The 20,637-nt window shown below is 68.0% G+C and carries 14 protein-coding genes and 1 tRNA gene; 12 read left to right on the top strand and 3 right to left on the bottom strand.

Annotation, left to right across the window (positions count from 1 at the left end; all coding sequences use genetic code 11):
- The first annotated feature begins 117 nt into the window (after nt 1–117).
- Nucleotides 118–2,052 (top strand): chaplin family protein, encoded by a 1,935-nt coding sequence (locus Aph01nite_RS26905; protein ID WP_204043788.1) that lies wholly within the window; start codon nt 118–120, stop codon nt 2,050–2,052.
- A 163-nt stretch (nt 2,053–2,215) separates the two neighbouring features.
- Here Aph01nite_RS26905 and Aph01nite_RS26900 read toward each other — a convergent pair whose 3' ends face one another.
- Entirely contained in the window at nt 2,216–2,383 is a 168-nt protein-coding gene (locus Aph01nite_RS26900; protein WP_444978694.1) for a DUF5703 family protein, read from the bottom strand.
- A 223-nt stretch (nt 2,384–2,606) separates the two neighbouring features.
- On the opposite strand from Aph01nite_RS26900, the gene topA reads away from it, so the two are divergent.
- From topA to Aph01nite_RS26850, 10 genes are all read left to right on the top strand, one after another.
- Nucleotides 2,607–5,264, top strand: a complete 2,658-nt coding sequence (gene topA / locus Aph01nite_RS26895; RefSeq protein ID WP_204043786.1) for a type I DNA topoisomerase — start codon at nt 2,607–2,609, stop codon at nt 5,262–5,264.
- Nucleotides 5,265–5,559: 295 nt separating this feature from the next.
- Nucleotides 5,560–6,873: an FAD-binding oxidoreductase gene (locus tag Aph01nite_RS26890; RefSeq protein WP_204043785.1), complete on the top strand. Its 1,314-nt coding sequence runs from the start codon at nt 5,560–5,562 to the stop codon at nt 6,871–6,873.
- A gap of 164 nt (nt 6,874–7,037) precedes the next feature.
- Nucleotides 7,038–8,279, top strand: coding sequence for a metallophosphoesterase (locus Aph01nite_RS26885; protein ID WP_204043784.1), 1,242 nt, complete (start codon nt 7,038–7,040; stop codon nt 8,277–8,279).
- A 294-nt stretch (nt 8,280–8,573) separates the two neighbouring features.
- A complete protein-coding gene (gene tmk, locus Aph01nite_RS26880; protein WP_204043783.1) occupies nt 8,574–10,628 on the top strand; it encodes a dTMP kinase in 2,055 nt (684 codons plus the stop codon).
- 661 nt (nt 10,629–11,289) lie between these two features.
- The gene (locus tag Aph01nite_RS26875; RefSeq protein ID WP_204043782.1) at nt 11,290–12,471 is read left to right on the top strand and encodes a DNA polymerase III subunit delta'; all 1,182 of its coding nucleotides are present in this window, start codon (nt 11,290–11,292) and stop codon (nt 12,469–12,471) included.
- A 35-nt stretch (nt 12,472–12,506) separates the two neighbouring features.
- Complete coding sequence (locus tag Aph01nite_RS26870) at nt 12,507–13,034, top strand: SigE family RNA polymerase sigma factor (protein WP_204043781.1); 528 nt, start codon at nt 12,507–12,509, stop codon at nt 13,032–13,034.
- Nucleotides 13,031–14,611, top strand: coding sequence for a TolB-like translocation protein (locus tag Aph01nite_RS26865; RefSeq protein WP_204043780.1), 1,581 nt, complete (start codon nt 13,031–13,033; stop codon nt 14,609–14,611). The genes Aph01nite_RS26870 and Aph01nite_RS26865 overlap by 4 nt, the downstream gene beginning before the upstream one ends.
- A gap of 77 nt (nt 14,612–14,688) precedes the next feature.
- Nucleotides 14,689–15,531 (top strand): PSP1 domain-containing protein, encoded by an 843-nt coding sequence (locus tag Aph01nite_RS26860; RefSeq protein ID WP_204043828.1) that lies wholly within the window; start codon nt 14,689–14,691, stop codon nt 15,529–15,531.
- A 72-nt stretch (nt 15,532–15,603) separates the two neighbouring features.
- Nucleotides 15,604–17,073, top strand: a complete 1,470-nt coding sequence (locus tag Aph01nite_RS26855; protein WP_204043779.1) for an alpha/beta hydrolase — start codon at nt 15,604–15,606, stop codon at nt 17,071–17,073.
- 57 nt (nt 17,074–17,130) lie between these two features.
- Nucleotides 17,131–17,207, top strand: a tRNA-Thr gene (locus tag Aph01nite_RS26850).
- Nucleotides 17,208–17,474: 267 nt separating this feature from the next.
- On the opposite strand, the gene Aph01nite_RS26845 is transcribed toward Aph01nite_RS26850, so the two are convergent.
- Complete coding sequence (locus tag Aph01nite_RS26845; protein WP_204043778.1) at nt 17,475–18,527, bottom strand: EcsC family protein; 1,053 nt, start codon at nt 18,525–18,527, stop codon at nt 17,475–17,477.
- Between the two features lie 196 nt (nt 18,528–18,723).
- Between Aph01nite_RS26845 and Aph01nite_RS26840 the strand changes: the two genes are divergently transcribed.
- Entirely contained in the window at nt 18,724–18,867 is a 144-nt protein-coding gene (locus tag Aph01nite_RS26840) for a hypothetical protein (protein WP_204043777.1), read from the top strand.
- A 746-nt stretch (nt 18,868–19,613) separates the two neighbouring features.
- Here the strand turns inward: Aph01nite_RS26840 and Aph01nite_RS26835 are convergent.
- On the bottom strand, nt 19,614–20,570 hold the full coding sequence (locus Aph01nite_RS26835) for a hypothetical protein (RefSeq protein WP_204043776.1): 957 nt from the start codon (nt 20,568–20,570) through the stop codon (nt 19,614–19,616).
- Between the last annotated feature and the right edge of the window lie 67 nt (nt 20,571–20,637).

Raw genomic sequence — 20,637 nt, 5'->3', positions numbered from 1 at the left:
CCTGATCACGCGGGTGACGCGGAAATCCACCACCCTCGCGACGTGCCACGCCCTGGGCTTGGGCATCTCTCGCGAGCTGTCAGGTAACCCCCAAAAGAACCACTAGGAGCATTCATCATGCGAACGTGGGCGAAGGGCTCAGCCCCCGCCGCGCTGCTCGCGGCCGGCGTCATGGCCCTCGGCAGCGGTACGGCTATCGCCGACACCTCCGGCACCAGCTCTGTCGGCGGCGGCAACCAGGTCAACCTGCCCGTCTCCCTGCCCATCGACATCAGCGGCAACGCGGTCGGCGTGGCGGGCGACTCCACCGCCGGCTCCAAGGGCGGGGCCTCGGTCGAGAACACCACCAAGGGCATTCCCGGCAAGACCTCGGGCAACAGCAGCGTGCTCGGCGGCAACCAGGTCAACGCGCCCATCAGCGCGCCGGTCAACGCCTGCGGCAACGCCGTCTCGCTGTTCGGCAGCTCCCAGGCCGGCTGCGTGGGCGGCTCCTCGGTCAAGAACTCCGGGCACGGCGGCGCCGGCGGCAACACCACCAACGGCGACCACAGCGTGCTCGGCGGCAACCAGATCACGGCTCCGATCAGCGCGCCCGTCAACGCCTGCGGCAACGCCATCGCGATCTTCGGCGAGGCGGTCGCCGGCTGCAAGGGCGGCTCGTCGGTCCGCAACACCGGGGTCGGCGCGGGCGGCAACCGCACCTCGGGGCGCTCCTCGGTGCTCGGCGGGAACCAGGTCATCGCGCCGATCAGCGGCCCGATCAACATCTGCGGCAACACCGTCGCGATCTTCGGCGAGGCCTTCTCGGGCTGCAAGGGCGGCTCGTCGGTGACCAACACCGGCAAGCCGGGCAAGCCGGGGCACCGCTACCACCAGGCCAAGGGCTCGACCGGCAACGACACCGACGGGCGGTTCGGGGCCGGCAGCGGCAACCAGGTGATCGCGCCGGTCAGCCTGCCGATCAACCTGTGCGGCAACAGCGTCGGCGGCGGCGTCTCGGGCTGCAAGGGCGGCACCGAGGTGCAGAACACCCTGCCGGGGACGGCCGCGGGTGGCAACCGTACGGACGGGAAGTCCGGGTTGTTGTCCGGGAACCAGGTGGTGGCGCCGATCACCGCGCCCATCAACATCTGCGGCAACGCCGTCGCCGTCGCCGGGGAGGCCTTCGCGGGCTGCCTCGGGGGCGCGTCGGTGAAGAACGGCGGCAAGGGCGCCGGCGGCAACACCACGTCGGGCCGCTCGGGCGCGCTGGCGGGCAACCAGGTGGTCGCGCCGATCACCGCCCCGATCAACGCCTGCGGCAACGCGGTGGCCGCGCTGGGCGCCTCCGAGGCGCACTGCAAGGGCGGCGTCTACGCCGACGGCGGCCCAGGCGGCGGGGGCAACACCACCGACGGGAAGCACGGCGTCGCGGCCGGCAACCAGGTGGTCGCGCCGATCACCGCCCCGATCAACGCGTGCGGCAACTCGGCCGCCGTCCTCGGCGACGCGGCCGCGGGCTGCCTCGGCGGCTCCCGGGTCGGCGCGGTCAGCGAGGCCCAGTCCGCCGCGGACGCGGGCTACTCGTACTGGACCAGGAGCTGGGGCAAGGTCAACGCCTCGCAGGCGAGTGGCATGCTGCCCGGCCTGCCGTCGGTGCCGTCCCTGGCCGGGGTCAAGGACGTGGGCAACTTCACCCAGAAGATGAGCGCCGCGGGCCTGCCCGCGCTGCCGCTCGTGGGCGACCTGCCGGGCATGCTCGGCCTGCCCGCGCTGCCCGGCCTCCCGGGTCTGCCCGGCGCCCCCGCGGCCCCGGCCCGCACGGCCACGACCGCCGCCAGCCCCATCGCCCCGGTGACCGGCCTGGCCGGTTCGCTGCCCGTGGCCGGCTCCCTCGGCCAGGCGGCGAGCGCGCTGCCGGTCGGCGGCCTCGGCCTGATGAGCGCGGAGCAGCCGGCCGGTCTCACCGGCATGAACGGCGGCTCGCTGGTGGCTCTGCTGCTCGGCGCGATGTTCGCCGCCTCGGCGACGCTCTTCGCGTCCACCCGTCGCTTTCGCCCGGGCCGGAGGTAACAAGCCCGTCGGTCGAAGGTAACGGTTTTCTCACCCTTGCCGGGGTGACCACAGACGCTCCCCGCAGCCAGCGGATGTGAGCACAGAAGCTTTGCCCGTTCCGGGGGCGCGGCCCGGGACGGGCAAAGCCTTTTTCGCACGGAACTGGTGTGACTTGGGACGATCACATGGTTCGGCTGACCCGGATGATCCTCCGGCGCAGCCGTACGCGCCGGCTTCCGTCGGGATACAGTCGCAGCCGGTCAAGTTCCCAATGCCCGTACTCCGCATGCTCGGTCAGTACCTGGCGAGCGGTTTCGCGAGTTGTTCCGCGCGGCAAGTACAGCTCCATGTAGGAGTAGTCCAGCATCAGCGATTAGTCTCCCGTTGGGACGGTGGAACCTCTTGGGCTCTATTCTGCGTCCTCGTGGAGAGACGGGTCCAGGCGGTGGCCGATCCGGGTAGGCCTTGGGGGTAGGACTACCGGAGACGGGTTACCGTCGAAACGGGGTCGGCAGAGCCACGACACCGGTAAGTACGGGGAAACGACAGCGAACAGCGAGGTAGGTAGCAGCGTGCCAGCCAACAACGGCAACGCCGGCGGAACCCGCCTGGTGATCGTCGAGTCGCCCGCGAAGGCGAAGACGATCGCTGGGTACCTCGGGCGCGGGTACATCGTGGAATCCAGCATCGGTCACATTCGTGACCTGCCTGGCAAGGCCGACGACATCCCGGAGAAGTACCGGGGCGAGTCGTGGGCCAAACTCGGCGTGAACGTCGAGCACGACTTCGAGCCGCTTTACGTCGTGAATCCGGACAAGAAGTCCCAGGTGACGAAGCTCAAGGCGCTGCTCAAGGACGCCGACGAGCTCTACCTCGCGACGGACGAGGACCGCGAGGGCGAGGCCATCGCGTGGCATCTGCGCGAGGTGCTCAAGCCCAAGGTTCCGGTGCACCGCATGGTGTTCCACGAGATCACGCCGCAGGCCATCCAGGACGCGGTGTCCAACCCGCGCGACCTGAACCTGCGGCTCGTCGACGCCCAGGAGACCCGGCGGATCCTCGACCGTCTGTACGGGTACGAGGTCAGCCCGGTCCTGTGGAAGAAGGTCAAGCCCCGGCTGTCGGCCGGCCGGGTGCAGTCGGTGGCGACCCGCCTGGTGGTCGAACGGGAACGCGACAGAATGGCGTTCACCTCGGCCGCGTACTGGGATCTGGCCGCCGTGTTCGACACCGGCAGGGCCGAGGACGATCCGAGCAGGTTCGGCGCGACGCTGACCGGCGTGGCCGGCAAGCGGGTCGCGCAGGGGCGTGACTTCGCCTCGACCGGGCAGCTCAAGACCGCGGACGCGCTGCATCTGGACGAAGCCGCGGCGACCGCGCTGGCCGGACGCCTGTCGGGGGCGTCGTACGCGGTGCGGTCGGTGGAGCGCAAGCCGTACACGCGGAAGCCGTACGCGCCCTTTCGGACGACCACGTTGCAGCAGGAGGCCAGCCGGAAGCTGGGGTTCTCCGCCAAGTACACGATGCAGGTCGCCCAGAAGCTGTATGAGAACGGCTACATCACGTACATGCGAACGGACAGCATCACGCTGTCCGAGACCGCGGTGGCCGCGGCCCGCAGCCAGGCCGTCAAGCTGTACGGCTCGGCGTACGTGCCGGACAAGCCACGCGTCTACGCCAGCAAGGTGAAGAACGCCCAGGAGGCGCACGAGGCGATCCGCCCGTCCGGGGAGGAGTTCCGCACTCCCGGCGAGACCGGGCTCAGCGGGGACATGTTCCGCCTGTACGAGCTGATCTGGCAGCGGACCGTGGCCTCGCAGATGAAGGACGCCGTCGGCGAGTCGGTCTCGGTGAAGGTCATCGCCGACCGGGAAGGGGCCGAGTTCAGCGCCACCGGGCGGACGATCACGTTCTACGGCTTCCTGAAGGCGTACGTGGAGGGCGCGGACGATCCCTCCACGGATCGGGACGACTCCGAGAAGCGCCTGCCGAACCTGGCCGAAGGCGACGCGCTGACCGCGCTGGAGCTCAACGTGGCCGGTCACGCGACCAAGCCGCCCGCGCGCTACACCGAGGCGTCGCTGGTCAAGGAGCTCGAAGACCGGGAGATCGGCCGGCCGTCCACGTACGCGTCGATCATCGGAACGATCCTGGACCGCGGGTACGTGTTCAAGAAGGGCACGGCGCTGGTGCCGTCGTTCCTGGCCTTCGCGGTGAACAACCTGCTTGAGCAGCATTTCGGCAACCTGGTCGACTACGACTTCACGGCCGAGATGGAGAAGGTGCTCGACGACATCGCCAACGACCGCGCGGAGCGGGTGCCCGAGCTGCGGCGGTTCTACTTCGGCGAGGGCGAAGGGGACGAAGGCCTCAAGGAGATGGTCAGCGACCTCGGCGACATCGACGCCAAGGAGATCAGCTCCTTCCCGATCAAGGGCAGCGACATCGTGATCCGGGTCGGGCGGTTCGGGCCGTACCTGGATCGGGACGGCGCCCGGGTCAACGTGCCCGAGGACATGACGCCCGACGAGCTCACGGCGGAGAAGGCCGAGGAGCTGTTCGCGCGCCCGAGCACCACGCGTGAGCTGGGCAAGGACCCGGAGACCGGGTTCGTGATCCAGGCGCGGGACGGCAAGTACGGCCCGTATGTCACCGAGGTCCTCCCGGAGCCGGAGCCGGCCGCGGAGGGGACGAAGAAGCGGACCAAGAAGGCGGACGCTCCCAAACCGCGGATCAGCTCTCTGTTCAAGTCGATGGATCTGCAGGAGATCACGCTTGAGGACGCGCTGATGCTGCTGACGATCCCCCGGGTGGTCGGGGAGATCGACGGCGTGGAGGTCGTGGCGCACAACGGGCAGTTCGGGCCGTACATCAAGAAGGGGACCGACTCCCGGTCGCTGGCGGCGGAGGAGGACCTGCTCACGGTGACGATCGAGCAGGCCCAGGCGCTGTTCGCGCAGCCCAAGGCGCGGGGGCGCGGGCGGGCCGCCGCGCCGCCGCTGCGGGAGCTGGGGGACGATCCCAACTCGAACAAGCCGGTCGTGGTGAAGGACGGGCGTTTCGGGCCGTACGTGACGGACGGCGAGACCAACGCGTCCCTGCGCAAGGGGGACTCGGTGGAGGAGATCACGATCGCGCGGGCGGCCGAGCTGCTGGCGGAGCGGCGGGCCCGCGAGCCCGCGCCGAAGCCGAAGCGGGCGCCGCGGGCGCGGGCGACGACGAAGAAGTAGGGGTTACCCGGAGGGCAGGCTTGGCTTGCCCAGGGGTTAGGGGCTCGTGGCCGATCGGCGGCTGCGGGCCCTGACGCTTTCCTCGCCGATATTTAGCGATATTTCGCGAGAAGTCGGGCTGGCGGCGGTGGGGTTTTGCGTGGTTTTCGTGGGGTCGGTGGCTTTTGCCGGTGGGGTTGCCCGGCCGACAGGGTGGCGTTGACCTGCGGATGAGCCGCGGCGGTTCTGTCGGTCGGGGTCCCTAGGGTCGGCGGGTATGGAGAAGGTGTTCCTGACCACGATCCGTGGAGCCAGCATGACCTTGAATGACCTGCGCCAATCGATCAAGGGTCGGGTGGTGCTGCGTGGCGACGAGTGCTTCGACGACGCCAGGCGGGCGTGGAACCGGGCGGTCGACCAGCCGGTGCTGGCGGTCGTGGAGGTCTACGACGCCGAGGACGTGGCCACCCTGGTGACGTACGCGCGCCAGGAACGCCTGACCGTCACGGCGCAGCAGAGCGGGCATCGGCCCAGCGGGGACGTGGAAGGCGTGATCCTGCTGCGCACCGAGCGGCTCAACGACGTGGCGGTGAATCCCGACACACGAACGGCGCGGGTCGGCGCGGGAGCCATGTGGGACCAGGTGCTGATGGCCGGCAGCCCCCACGAGCTGGCCGGTCTGGCCGGAAGCTCCTCGGTCGTGAGCGTGCTCGGGTCCGCGCTCGGCGGCGGCGCCGGGTGGTTCGGCCGCAAGTACGGCTTCGCCGCCAACAGCGTCCGCGCCTTCGACGCCGTGGACGCCGACGGCCTGCCGATCCGGGTGACGGCCGACTCCGATCCCGACCTGTTCTGGGCGATGCGCGGGGGCGGCGGCGACTTCGCCATGGTCACCGCCATGGAGTTCGACCTGCTCCCCATGCCGGCCCTGTACGGCGGGCGCATGCTCTGGGCCGTCGACCAGGCGCCGCGCGTCCTGGACGCCTACCGGGAGATCACCGCGAACGCTCCGGACGAGCTGTCGGCCTGGTTCACACTGCTGCATCTGCCGGACTCCCCTCCGCTCGTCACGGTGGCCGCCACGTTCCTGGGCGGGCCCGCGGAGGCGCGGAGTCTGCTGCGGCCTCTCGACGACATCGACGGCGTGATCGCCGACAGCCGGTGCGTGATCCCGGTGGGCGAGCTGGGCGGCATCTGCGCCGAGTCGGTGGATCCCGGTCCCGAGCTGTGGCGCACCGAACTCCTCACCGGACTGGACGACAGGGCCGCCCAGTTGCTGCTCGCCAAGCCCATCGATCCGCTGACCAGCGTGCAGATCCGGCATCTCGGCGGAGCCCTGGCGGTCGATCCGCCGGGCGGCGGTGCGGTGCCGGCGTTGGCCGCGCCGTACATGCTGGCCATGCTCGGGACGCCGCGTGATCTCGCGGCCACGGCGGCCGTCCGGGCCAAGATGAACGAGATCACCGACACGCTCGGCGACTACCTCACCGGAACCAAGCCCTACACCTCCCTCGCCCCTGGCGAGGACGTGTCGCTGACGTTCCCGGAGTCCACGCTCGTCCGCCTGCGTGCGCTGAAACGCAGCCTGGACCCGCACAACGTCTTCCGCGGCAAGTTCCCGATCCTGCGCTGACGCCCGTTGGTCGCGCGGGCATCGTCGAGGCACGCCGTCGCTTCGCGGGCCGGTTCCTGAGGGGGAGCTGAGAGGGTGCCGTCGAGCGGGGTGCGGGCTCGTAGCATTGCGGGGGGACGTTGGCGGCCGGTCCGCCCAAGGCGGAGGTCGGAGTGGGGCAGGTCGTGGGATTTCTCGCTTTCGTTTTAGTCGTGCTGGCCGGGGTCCACTACTACCTGTGGCGCCGGCTGGTCCGGGGGACGACCGTGCCGGGGCGGGGGCGGCGCATCCTGACGTGGACGCTGGTCGTGCTGGCCGGGCTGCTGCTGGTGGCCCTGATCGGCACCCGGGTCATCCCGTCGGAGACCGGGCACGCGCTCGCCTGGCCCGGATACCTGTGGATGGCGACCATGTTCTACCTGGCGGTCATCCTGATCGTTCTGGAGATCCCCCGGGCGGTCGTGTCGATCGTGCTCGGCCGCCGGGCACGGCGTGAGTCGAACCGGGTGATCGCGGTTCCGGTGCCCGCCGGCGGTCCTGTGCTCGCTCAGGACGTCGAAGTAGCCCTCGACGAGGGTTCGGTAGCCCCCCAGGTCGATCGACGCCTGTTCCTTTCGCGTACGGTCGCGGCCGTCGCCGGCGTGGGGGCCATCGCCACGGTGGGGTACGGCGTGCGCACCGCCTTCGGCGACCCCGTCATCGAACGGGTGCCGGTGCGGCTGGCCCGGCTGGACCCGCGCATGAGCGGGCTGCGCATCGCCGCCGTGAGCGACATCCACCTGGGACCGCTGACCGGGATCAGGCACACCGAGCGCATCGTCCGGATGATCAACGGCCTGGAGGCCGACATCGTCGCGATCGTCGGCGACCTCGTGGACGGGACGGTCGCCGAACTGGGCCCGATGGCCCGCCCGCTCAAGAGCCTCGAATCCCGCTATGGCTCATATTTCGTGACGGGCAATCACGAGTACTACACCGCCAACGGCCCCCAGGAGTGGATCAACGAGCTCAACAGCCTCGGCATCCGCTCCCTGCGCAACGAACGCGTGGCGATCGAGCACGCGGGCGCCACCCTCGACCTGGCCGGCGTCAACGACGTCAACGGCGCCGCCGTGAACGACGGGCCCGACATGGCGGGCGCTCTCGCCGGGCGGAGCGCCGACCGGCCCGTCGTCCTGCTCTCCCACCAGCCCGTCCAGGTCTACGACGCCGCGCCGTACGGGGTCGACCTGCAGCTCTCCGGCCACACCCACGGCGGCCAGATGGTGCCCTTCAACCTGATCGTCCCCCTCCAGCAGCCGGCCGTGCAGGGCCTCCACGTCGTCGAAGGAACCCAGGTGTACGTCACCCGGGGCGCCGGCTTCTGGGGACCCCCGGTTCGCGTCGGGGCGCCCCCGGAGATCACCTTGATCGAACTCCGAGCCTGACGCGGCCGATTTCGGCACCGGTGTGGCGAGGAGCGCCACCTACGTCAACCGTGCCCGGGAGCGGCGAGCACCCGGCGATCGCGTCGTATCCGGCGGCGCGTCGGGGGCCGATGGGCGCGGTGTGAGCAGCGAGAACAGAGCGGCGCGGGGGAGGCAAACGCGAAATGACGATCGTGTCTACCTGACTGCGGTGGACAGCTGTGACGTAATACCCTCAGGTGATGAGCAGGCGGGGCAAATCCGGCCCGCTCATTTCTCCCCAAGCCCAGCGAACAACCTGGATACGCTGACATCATGAGCACCCCTGGCCGGGCGGTCCCTCGCCGCAAGCCCCCACATGTGCTGGCGAACGCACCTTTCCGCAGGCTGTGGACGGCCATGTCGGTCTGCAGCCTCGGTGACTGGCTCAACATCATCGCGCTCACGGCCCTCGCCGGTAACCTCACGCAGGACGACGGCTACCAGACGCAGAGCCTGGCCATCGGCGGCGTCTTCATCGCCAAGATGCTGCCCGCGATCCTGCTCGGACCCCTGGCCGGAGCCTTCGCCGACCGGTTCGACCGCCGCCTCACCATGGTCCTGGCGGACGTGTCCCGGTTCGCGGTCGTGCTCTCGATCCCGCTGATCGGCAGCTACCAGTGGATCGTGATCGCCACGTTCCTGGTCGAGTGCGTGAACCTGTTCTGGGTCCCGGCCAAGGACGCGACCGTCCCCAACCTGGTGCCCAAGGACCGCCTGGAAGAGGCCAACCAGCTCAACCTGCTCGTCACGTACGGCACCGCGCCGCTGGCCGCCGCGCTCTTCGCGGTCCTGTCGGTGATCGTGAGCATGATCAACTCGCTGGCGCCGTCGTTCACGGCGCAGCCGACCGATCTGGCGCTGGGGATCAACGCCTTGGCGTACCTCGTGTCGGCGGGGCTGATCTTCACGTTACGTGACATCCCGAGGGGGCACGCGGGGGCCACCGAGCCGTCGGTGCTCCGGCAGATCGTGGAGGGCTGGCGGTTCGTGGGTGCGAACCGTACCGTCCGGGGGCTGGTCATCGGGATGCTGGGGGCGTTCGCGGCCGGTGGGGCCGTGGTCGGGGTGGCCAAGGCTTACGTGGGGGCGTTGCAGGGGGGCGACGCCGCGTACGGAACGGTGTTCGGTGCGGTTTTTGTCGGTATGGCGCTGGGGATGTTCTTCGGGCTGCGCCTGCTGAAGGAGCTGTCGCGGCGGCGGCTGTTCGGGTTGTCGATCATTCTGGCCGGTGTGGTGCTGGTGGCGACCGCGCTCATCCACAACCTGGTGATCGTGGTCATGCTCACGGTCGTGCTGGGGGCGTGCGCGGGAATCGCGTGGATCATCGGGTACACGATGATCGGACTGGAGGTCGAGGACCAGCTGCGGGGGCGGACGTTCTCGTTCCTGCAGTCGCTGGCGCGGGTGGTGTTGCTGCTGGTGGTGGCGTTCGGGTCCACGCTGGCGGGTCTGTTCGGGAGTCATCCGTTCGTCATCGGCGGCATGAGCTACCGGTTCGACGGGTCCAACCTGGTGATGCTCATCGGGGCGTTGGTCGCGGTGATCGTCGGGGTGCTGGCGCTCAGGCACATGGATGATCGGCGTGGGATTCCGCTCGGTGTGGATCTGCTTGCGGCGGTTCGGGGGGAGCGGTTCGTTCCCGATGAGGACGAGCAGGCTCGGGGGATGTTCATCGCCTTCGAGGGCGGTGAGGGTTCCGGCAAGACCACGCAGTCCCGGCTTCTCGCGATCTGGCTTCGTGACCAGGGGTTCGATGTCGTGCAGACGCGTGAGCCCGGGTCTACGAAGGTCGGCATGCGGTTGCGGGCGATTCTTCTGGACTCCACTCATCAGGGGCTTTCCGCTCGGGCGGAGACTCTTTTGTACGCGGCGGACCGGGCGGAGCATGTCGAGAAGGTCATCCGACCGGCTTTGTTTCGCGGGTCTATGGTGGTCTGTGATCGGTATGTGGACTCGTCGCTCGCTTATCAGGGGGCTGGGCGTTCCCTTCAGACCGAGGACGTGGCGAAGATCAACGCTTGGGCTACGGGGAGCTTGGTTCCTGATCTGACTGTTCTCATCGATGTGCCGCCCTCGGTGGGATTGCGGAGATTCGCGTCCCCGGCGGACCGCATCGAATCCGAGCCGATGGACTTCCACGAGCGCGTCCGCCGTGAGTTCCGCTCCCTCGCGGCGGCGGAACCCGACCGTTACTTCGTGGTCGATGGCACTCTTTCGCAGGGGGATGTGACCCGCCTCATTCAGGACAAGGTCCGCGAGATCCTGCCTGATCCGGTTCCCCTGGAGGCGGAGGCGAACACGGGAACCATGCCCGCCATTCGCGACTAGCGTTGCCTCGAAGCCCTGGAGTCCGGTGTTTGGCCGGGCTCCGGGGTTTATTGCTTGCGGGGGTTCTCCCACCCACCCACCCTTATTGCCGCTGCGCGGCGCGCTTACCGAGCGGGCATCCGGGCGGCATGCCGACCTACGACCGATTGCCAGACGAGATCTTCCGATGGGTTCCCACCCGTTGTTTGCCGGTGGGTTCCCAGTCACCCTTTATTGCTTGCGGGGGGTTCCCCACCCACCCACCCTTATGCTTGCGGGCTCCGCCCGCCGCCCCCGGACCAGGCTCCGCCCGCCATCCCATGCCGGGCCTCGCCCCCGCCATCCCGCCTCCAGCGGCTCGACGCGGGGGACGGGCGAAGCCCGTGATCAAGGGTGGGTGGGTGGGGGAACCACCGCAATCAGTGCCGGGCATGTCAGCGAGCTCCGGGGAAGGGGGCAGAGCGCCAGCTCGACAAAGGGTGGGTGGGTGGGAGAACCACCGTAATCAGTGCCGGGCATGCCGGCGAGCTCCGGGGAAGGGGGCAGAGCGCCAGCTCGACAAAGGGTGGGTGGGTGGGGAGAGCCACCGCAATCATGAGGCCATCCAAGCCCACTAACTCACAGGCAGGCGAAGCAACGAGATCAGGGAACCGGTGTCGGGCGCAGAGACTACCCTGGCAGCGTGGGTGTGTTCGATGATCTTGTAGGGCAGGAGCAAGCTGCCATCGTCTTGAAGCAAGCCGCTTCGGCCGCCGCCGAAACCCTCACCGGCGGCCGAGGCACCGGCATGACCCACGCCTGGCTCTTCACCGGCCCCCCCGGCTCCGGCAGATCCGCCGCCGCCAAAGCCTTCGCCGCCGCCCTCCTCTGCCCCACCCAGGGCTGCGGCCACTGCGACTCCTGCCACCAGGTCGAGGTCGGCTCCCACCCGGACCTCGAGTCCGTACGCCCCCAAGGCCTCTCCTACAGCGTCAAACAGACCCGGGAACTGATCCTGCGGGCAGCAGGCCGCGCAACCCTCGGCGGCTGGCGCATCGTCCTGTTCGAGGACGCCGACCGCGCCACGGAACAAGCCGCCAACGCCCTCCTCAAAGCCATCGAGGAACCCCCGCCCCGCACCGTCTGGCTTCTCTGCGCCCCCGCCGCGGACGACATGATCGTCACCATCCGCTCCCGCTGCCGCGTCATCACCCTCCGCACCCCCTCCACCCAGGCCGTCGCCCACGTCCTGAAAACCCGCGACAACATCCCCCCAGGCATCGCCGATTCAGCCGCCCGCGCCTCCCAGGGCCACCTTTCCCGCGCCCGCCGTCTCGCCCTCGACGAACAGGTGCGCCACCGCCGCGACGCCGTACTGGCCATTCCGAGAAGTCTCACCGGCGTCGCCGAATGCATCACCGCCGCGGAACGACTCGTCAAAACGGCCGACGAGGACGCCGCCGCCGCGACCGCCGAACTCAACGAAACGGAAGTCAACGAACTCCGGGCCCTCTACGGCGAAGGATCATCCGGCAAAGGCCTCAACAAAGGCCTGATCCGTGGCGGCGCCGGCGCGCTGAAAGAACTGGAGAACGCCCAGAAATCCCGCGCCACCCGAATCAAGCGCGAATCCCTCGACCTCGCCCTGCTGGACCTGATGGCGCTCTACCGCGACGTCCTCGCCGTGCAGTTCGGCGCCCAGATCGAATTGGCCAATGAGGACCGCCGCGCCGATCTCGACCATCTCGCCCGCACTGGCACCCCGGAGGACACGCTGCGCCGCGTGGACGCGATCCTGCTGTGCCGCGAACGCCTGGCCGCGAACGTCAATCCGCAGATCGCCGTCGAGGCGATGACGCTGTCCCTCAGAAATCCCCGAGGATAAGAGCAACCTCGGCCCCGTTCCCGCGTCTCTGGAATATGCAGGCCGAAATCATGGACCTCCACAAACCTCCCGGGGAACACGAGCAGGCGATCACCGGGCTCTACGCCGAGCACGCGCTCGGCCTGGCGCGGCTCGCCCTGCTCATGGTCGGGGATCGGGAGAGCGCCGAAGACGTCGTCCAGGACGCGTTTCTCGGCCTGCACCGGCGGTTTCGCCATCTCCGGGATCCGGATAAGGCGCTGGTGTATTTACGCAGCGCCGTACTGAACAATTCGCGGTCGGTGCTGCGGCGTCGTCGGCTGCCGTCGATGCTGGCCGGGACGTACGAGCCGCCGGTGTGGTCGGCCGAGTCGGCGGCGCTGCTCGGGGCCGAGCGCCGCGAGGTCATGGCCGCGCTGCACCGGCTGCCCGCACGGCAGCGCGAATCCCTGCTGCTGCGCTACTACGCGGAGCTGTCGGAGGAGGAGACCGCCCAGGTCATGGGTGTCAGCCGGGGCACCGTGAAGTCCACCACGTCCCGGGCGCTGGACGCGCTCGGACGTCTGCTGGGAGAACGTACGTGAACGAGATCATCAACCGGCTGACCGACGCGGCCCGGGCGACCGGGGAGACCATCGAGAACGTCCGCCCGCTGGAACTTGAGCCGAGCCGTCCGAGAATGAGCTGGTTGGTGCCCGTGGCGGCGGCGACCGCGGTGATGGCGGCGATCGCGGGCGGCACCGTCTTCGTGGCCGGCGGCGGACTCAGCTCGGCCGCGGCCCCCGCCTCCCCGCCCAAATTCTTCGTGGACGCGCGCCCCTCGTCGGCGATCATCGTCCGAGCCGTCGACGGAGGCGCGGAGACGGACAGGATCTCCGATCCCGGCGACGGCACGCGGTTCTCCTTGCTCCAGGCCGCCCAGGACAATCGCCTCTTCTACGCCGCCAGTTCGACCGGCTCGTGCGGCTCCTCGCTGTACCGCATGATGCTGGACGAGAACGGCAAAATCTCCCAGTTCGGTACTGCATCCGCCACACCTCCCCCCGGCAACCAGATCGTCTCGCTCGCCGTGAGCGGGGACGGCTCGAAGCTGGCGTACGCGTTGCATCCGTGCGCGCCCGGCGAAATCGGCGGCAAGCTCGTGGTCATGGACACGGCGACCGGCGAGAGCCGTACCTGGGCCTCGCCGGAGGGGGTCGGCCTGTTGAGCCTGTCGATGAGCGCCGACGGTTCGAAGGTCGCGTTCCAGCGGACCATGTCGCAGGTGACGGCGGCCTCGGAGCCCAGCGTCACGGCTGTTCCCGGCGTCCCCGAGCCGAGCATCACCCCCGGCTCCCTACCGCCCAAGGTGATCGCGACCGCCGCGCCCACGCCGGATCCGCGGGTCGGCAACCCCAATTTCCCGCCGGAGGTGACGGCGACCGTCACCGTGCAGCCGGTGGCACCCCCGACCGCGATTCCCGACCCGACGGTGACGGCGACCGTCACGCCTTCCATCCCAGTCGAGACAGTGCCCCCAACGTCGTTGACCGATCCGCCCGTCAACCCGGTCGAGATCGAGCCCGCCAGGCCGGAATCGAGTGTTCCGGTTCCCACCGCGACGATCACTCTCGTGCCGAGTCCTGGCACTCCGTCCGGGAACGCGGTGCCCGTCCCGATGCCGTTGGAGATGTCGTCGTGCAGATTCGCCGTGTGGCGGGCGGGTTCGGCGATTTCGGTATGTGCCGATCCGCCGCTCGTCAGCGTCCTGGACACCACCGCGCCGGGGGACAACCTGGACCAGGCGCGTACGGTGAAATTGCCGGACACGTTCGAAGGGCTCTGGGGCGGGTTCTCCGGGATCCATCTCTCCCCCGACGGCGAGCGGCTGCTCGGGCTCCTGGGCTCCCGTCGCGTGGAGGTCGTGGGCGGCACTCCTCGGCGCCATGACGGCGATTCTGGCATCGTCGCTTTCAGCGCGGAGGACGGCACGCCTCAGGAGATGCTGTTCCGCTCGAAGGAGACGGCGATGCAGCTTCTGGATGTGGACGGAACCGGCGACAACCTCCTCATCCGGAAAGACGGTGAGATCGGCACTGTCACCGACGGTAAGTACCGTCCGCTGCTCCCCAACGCCGAATTTACATACATGGGGTCATTCGGGACGGAAATCGCCTGGTGATCTCATCGCGTCACGCGCTCGACTCCACGTAGGGTGGCCGTGAGGCGTACCAGACAGAGGAGGCCGGCTCGTTGGGCATGATGATGGCCGTGAGCTTCACCCGGTATGGGCGGCTCTACTACCTTGATCCGGGCGAGCACAGCCCCAAGGTCGGCGACAAGGTTCTGGTGCCCACCGAAGCCGGCAACGAGGTCGCCGAGTGCATCTGGGCGCCGCAGTGGGTGAGCGAGGACGTCGGCGGGCTGCCGGTCTGCGCGGGAATCGCGGGCGAGGAACACCTCAACCGCGACGAGGCCAACCGGCGGCGCCGCGCCGAGGCCCGCAGCGTGTCCAAACGCCTCATCAAACGCCACGACCTGCCCATGAAGGTGATCGGCGTCGACTACGTGGACGAGGAGAACGTCTACACCGTCTACTTCTCGGCGCCGCACCGGGTGGATTTCCGGGCATTGGTCCGCGATCTCGCGCGTAACCTGCGCGCCCGGGTCGAACTCCGCCAAATCGGCCCCCGCGACGAGGCCCGCCTCCAGGGCGGCATCGGACCGTGCGGACGCGACCTCTGCTGCGCCACCTTCCTCAAGGACTTCGAGCCCGTTTCCGTACGGATGGCGAAAGACCAGGACCTTCCCGTCAATCCCCTGCGAATCGCCGGGGCCTGCGGGCGGCTGATGTGCTGCCTGAAGTACGAACACCCGCTGTACGGGGAGTTTCGCGCCAGCGCGCCGCGTACGGGGTCGACGGTGGAAACGCCCGAAGGGCCCGGAGTAGTCGTCGGGCACAACGTGCCGGCCGACTCGGTGATCGTCCGCCTGAACGACGGAGGGCGGCGGTGCGCGTGCTCGAAGGCGAGTGTGTGCGCGCCGCGAAAGGCGTACGAAGCGGCTTATGAGGAGCCCGTGGACGCCGCCGCCGAAGATTAACCTGTGGATGATGCGGCCGAGTACTGAGAGTGGCTGGGTAGGCTTTCGAGCGTGAAGCGTCCCCTCGTGGTTATGGCTCTGGTCGCTCTGGTCGGCGCGGGGTGCACCGGTGCAGAAGAAGCACCGCTGGCATCGACCGCGCCCGACTCGGGCCTGGCCGCGTTCTACGGCCAGAAACCCGACTGGCGGGACTGCGGCGACGACTTCGAGTGCGCGCGCGTCCAGGTGCCGCTCGACTACGACGCGCCCGACGGCGAGCGGATCGAGATCAGCGTCATCCGGCTGGCCGCCTCCGGCGAGCGTATCGGCTCACTGCTCCTCAATCCCGGCGGTCCGGGCGGTTCCGGCATCGAATACACCAGAGCCGCTCGATCCCAGGTGAGCGCCGACGTGCGCGAACGCTTCGACATCGTCGGCTTCGACCCTCGCGGTGTGGGCGAATCCACCCCCGTGACCTGCATGTCCGGCCCTGACCTGGACGCCTACCTCGGCCTCGACATGAGTCCAGACTCCGCGGCCGAAACCACCCAGATGGAAGAAGGCTCCCGCGCCTTCGCCACCAAATGCCAGGAGAAATCCGCCAAACTCCTCCCGCACGTGGGCACGGCGGACGCCGCCCGCGACATGGACGTCCTGCGGGCGATCGTCGGTGACGAAGGGCTGACCTACCTCGGCAAGTCCTACGGCACCTACCTCGGCGCGACCTACGCCGACCTGTTCCCCACGAAGGTCCGGGCCCTCGTGCTCGACGGCGCCGTCGACCCGGCCGTGTCCGCGCTCAAGATGAACGAACTCCAGTCCAAGGGCTTCGAGGTCGCGCTGACCGCGTTCATCGAAGACTGCCTGGAAGCCCCCAACTGTCCCTTCCGCAGCACCACGGTCGAGGGCGCCCTGGACGAGATCACCGCCCTGCTCCGCCAGGCCGACAAGCAGCCCCTGCGCAACACCCTCGGCGACGGCCGCGAGATCAACGACACCTGGCTGGCGTTCGGCATCGCCACCCCGCTGTACGACCGGAAGTCCTGGAACGTCCTCCGCGAAGCCCTGAAGACCGCCTTCCAGGGCGATGGCACCTACCTGCTCCGGTTCGCCGACATCCTGCTCGGCCGCCGTGCCGACGGCACCTACACGAACCAGACCGAGGCCAACAAAGCCGTCAACTGTGTGGACCACGTCTACCCGCTCGACACGCCCGCCTACGACAAAGCCGCCACCGCGGCCGGGAAGCTCGCTCCCCGCTTCGGGCAGTTCGTGATGTGGGACTCGCTGCCGTGCGCGTACTGGCCGGCCAAGGGCCCCGACCCCGACCGCAGGCTCACGGCCCCCGGAGCGCCTCCCATCGTCGTGGTGGGCACCCTGCGCGACCCGGCCACGCCGTACGAGTGGGCCGAGGGTCTGGCCGAGCAGCTCACCTCGGGCGTCCTCCTCACGTACGACGGCGACGGCCACACCGCCTACATGTCCGGCTCCAGCTGCATCGACTCCGCCGTCGACGACTACTTGATCAACCTCAAACCTCCGGCGGCCGGGACCCGGTGCTAACCCAGGCGCGAGAACCACTCCAAACCCTGTAGACTCGACCTCGCTGTTCGCAGCACCGCCGCCTTAGCTCAGTCGGCCAGAGCGACGCACTCGTAATGCGTAGGTCTGGGGTTCGATTCCCCAAGGCGGCTCCACTTTGACCAGGGCGTTTCCCTTCCGGGAGACGCCCTGTGATCGTTTCCCGTTGCATTCTCCGTTGCAGTTTTGAAGATGTCATAGAAGGGTCCCTGCGGTGTGACGACCGTCGTGGACCCGGGCATCTCGGACCTTGGCCTCGGCTGGAATCTCTTTCCATTCCTCCCAGTCGTGGCGTGGGTCTATCGGGCGGCCATCTGTCCGAGGGAACACCACATGAACCCCTTACGGTTCTCCTGGGGTATCACTGCGGTATTTTGCCGAGCTCAGTTGTCCGGCTGGTCCTCGGAGCCGGAGGGGGTAGACGTCGGCAGAGCATCCTCCTCCCGGAGCAGTTCGAACACGCCGATCGCGTTATCGTTCTGCGCAAGGTCGGCGTCGCCGTAGTTCGGGTCACAGGTCAGGTCGCCGTCTGACTTCTCGATCAAGAAGCGTTCGCGATACGCGTCGCGCGCCGAAACGGCGATTCGATCGATGTGCATGTAGCTCAGCCCTGCGCCGACAGCCATGCCAGCGATGGGCACGAACTGCCCGAGCTTTTTCTTCGTCAGCTGGTGCGTGAACTTCGCTGCGAATGCCTGAACGATCTTGGTGAGAACCTTCTCGTTCAACTTGGCCCAAGAAGCGTTCCTCGCAAGCAACTGGGTGAGTTGAGACAGTTCGCGGTACGCGACCGCCTTCGCCGATGTGCCTGTGGACATTCCGAGAGTAATCACAGACATCACGAAGAGTTCCTCTTCGGGATCGCTTGGATAGTAGCCGTAGTAGAGAGCTGTGGTGGCGACCGTTCGAGTGGCAAGGGCGAGCATTATTGCAGTGTCGGCGACCATCGCCCCGGCCACGGTTCCGAGTCCGGGTGCCGCACGCGCACCTGCGCCGGCGATTGTGCCGGCGGCGGCAAGCAGCTCTCCGCCTGTTACGGCTGCAGCGGATCCAAGGCCAGTTGCCGCTGCCGAAAGCGCGTGGCCGTACCGAACCAAATTGTGCCTCGCGACCTCATCGACGACCCGCAGGTCGAGCTCGCGGATCTCGTCCAACCCGGCGATGTCGTGTCCGGCACGTCGATACTGCCCAACGACACGCTTCTTGCTCACTGTCCTGCTTGCGGTGCCTCCCACAGCTTTGCTGAGACCCTTCGCGGCTACGCCGTGGGCGGCAGCCACATTGGCGCCCGGGGTGCTCGTCGCCTTCTGGCCGAGCGAAGCGAGTCGGTCTCGGGCTGGCTGCGGAAGGAGGTTCCTCGCCTGCTTATTGAGGGAAGCCGCCTTTCGCTTCTGGAGTCGGTCCCACTCCCGTTGTTCGTAAGCAGAAAGAGTCATGTCGTCGCCTCAGTATCAGAGTGCTTGGAAACAGTCCCGCATGATCGCGGCCATGAGTCTGCGCCGCTGGACGAGGTACTCCTTGTAGCTTGCCGCCGTGACCTCAACCAGATTCGCCGGGTCTGTACGGTGAGTGGTGTAACTCCCGGCCAGGGGGCGCTAGTTGGTACTCATGAGTTTCCTGGGGAGGAACATCATGAAGCAGAATACGCGTTCGACGAAGTCCGTGGAGGGTTCGAGGGACATCTTTGGGCTGCGGGCCGGCGAAGGTGGTAGAGGCGCCAAGTACTGGCAGCAGGTCCTGGCCGAACTCAAAACCGGGGGATTCGTGATGTCCTGATGCTGGTCTGCGACCGGCTGAAGGAACTGCCCACGGCGGTGAACTACGTCTGGCCGCAGACCCAATGCCGTTTTAGCTCACCTGGTAGAACAGGCCGAGGAACTCACGGCCCGGATCGAAGCCGTCGCCGCCCATTGATTCCACAATTGTGATGATCCTCAGCACGGACACCAACAACCTGCGCCTACTCGGTCGCCGACTCGGCAGCGCAGCCATCGCCGACAAAATGCGCGCCCAAATCTCCCAAATAAAGCGGGCGTCGTTCCTTCGCACTCGCCGCCGTAACCGCCGCTCTGGCCGGATACGTCCACCTGCGCGCCAGACCTCCCGACCCGACACAAACTCTGGCCGAGACCGTGACCCGTAACTCCAGTTACTCGTCAGGCGTATCGAACGCCTAGAGCAACACCTCGCCTCCGGACAGCCAAGAACACGCCCGACACCAGGGGAGAACACCGTGAACTCGCGCGCCGGATGCGGTCTCCGCGCCGTGAGCCACTCGGCTGGTATGGCGATCTTCTGGCTACTACTCCCACTACCAGCTCATGTTCGACGCGCGATAACCAGTGCCCGGATACTCCTTCCACGGCCAAAGGGGGTGGCGTGGCCTAGCCCGCGTCGACGCGTTACGCCCGCCGGATCGACAACTCCGACCTGGCCTTGAGCAACCTGCGTCGACCTAAACAAGGGGTCCACCAAGCTCGCTCGGACCTTGACGCGATGGGGCGACCTGGTGAAACACCCGGTCATTGCATGATCGTCTGATGTGGATGCTCGAACGACCGGGGGCAGATGAAGATCCAGAGACTATATCCGCGCCCAATCGTGATCATTGTGGGCTCGCGCGTCCTTGGATAACTCGGTTCCGTTCCGGTCGGCTCATCCTCGATCGGCCGCCAGGTGTAGCCAGCAGACCATTCGTTGCTGGCGACGGTCAGGAGGAGTCGCATGTCTTGGCCGCATTCACACATCATCGGGTAGGGGTCGGTGAGGTGCCACGACGCCCATCCGCCGGCCTTCCACCCCTCTGCTATGGAAAGATCCTGATAGTCGTGCTCGGTTGCCTCCTCCCACTCCTCGATTCGCTCCCGCAGCCGCTCCGGAAGCAGGTCGGCGTATTGGTACTCCACCACTTGCTCAGGGTGTAGGAGGCACGGCTCCGGCAGGTAGTAGTTCGACTCCATCAAGGGCGGCTCAGGCTGGTCAGCGAGAACATCGACGACGTCGGCGGAACGACGCCACCGCAGGAAGACACGGGGACTGCCCGCTTCATGGTCGATAGGGCACCACAGTACCTGAAGCAGATCGGTCCCCTCGGGACAGGCGAGGTCAGGCACATCGCGCGCGAACAGTTGGGCGACAGCCATCATCGGAAGCGGCGGGAGTTCCTCCCCGACGACGAGGTTCCGATCGGCCCGGTCCAGATCCGCACGTTCCTGCTCCGTGAGCTGCAGGTTCTGTCCAGGCATCGTCCGGCTCCACCCATCCATGAGCACCCGCCGCCGAAGCCGCTCGTCATCAGGTCGCCGGAAATCGTACCCATCATGCTGTTCTAGGCAGACCGGCCACACCTCGTCAGGCGGCCACAGGAGTCGCCCGCCGACGGAACTGTGCATCTCCTCCGGAACGCCGGGACGAGGGTGCAGTCGCGTGGCCGTACGGGCATGATCTGCCAATTCGGGGAAGATGGCGATCAGATCCACCGGACGAGGCGGTGTAGTACGACCCATGCCGAATTCCCCTGATCTACGAGGCCAGATCGGGCGATGC

The organism is Acrocarpospora phusangensis (genome assembly GCF_016862995.1).
Classification (GTDB): Bacteria; Actinomycetota; Actinomycetes; order Streptosporangiales; family Streptosporangiaceae; genus Acrocarpospora; species Acrocarpospora phusangensis.
The sequence above is the reverse complement of the archived record's forward strand: the minus strand, read 5'-3'. Positions and strand labels throughout refer to the sequence as shown.

Coding starts and splice junctions, on each gene's coding strand:
- Aph01nite_RS26905 (WP_204043788.1), top strand. CDS start 118: ATGCGAACGTGGGCGAAGGGCTCAGCCCCCGCCGCGCTGCTCGCGGCC.
- Aph01nite_RS26900 (WP_444978694.1), bottom strand. CDS start 2,383: ATGGAGCTGTACTTGCCGCGCGGAACAACTCGCGAAACCGCTCGCCAG.
- Aph01nite_RS26890 (WP_204043785.1), top strand. CDS start 5,560: ATGACCTTGAATGACCTGCGCCAATCGATCAAGGGTCGGGTGGTGCTG.
- tmk (WP_204043783.1), top strand. CDS start 8,574: ATGAGCACCCCTGGCCGGGCGGTCCCTCGCCGCAAGCCCCCACATGTG.
- Aph01nite_RS26870 (WP_204043781.1), top strand. CDS start 12,507: ATGCAGGCCGAAATCATGGACCTCCACAAACCTCCCGGGGAACACGAG.
- Aph01nite_RS26860 (WP_204043828.1), top strand. CDS start 14,689: ATGATGATGGCCGTGAGCTTCACCCGGTATGGGCGGCTCTACTACCTT.
- Aph01nite_RS26855 (WP_204043779.1), top strand. CDS start 15,604: ATGGCTCTGGTCGCTCTGGTCGGCGCGGGGTGCACCGGTGCAGAAGAA.
- Aph01nite_RS26845 (WP_204043778.1), bottom strand. CDS start 18,527: ATGACTCTTTCTGCTTACGAACAACGGGAGTGGGACCGACTCCAGAAG.
- Aph01nite_RS26840 (WP_204043777.1), top strand. CDS start 18,724: ATGAAGCAGAATACGCGTTCGACGAAGTCCGTGGAGGGTTCGAGGGAC.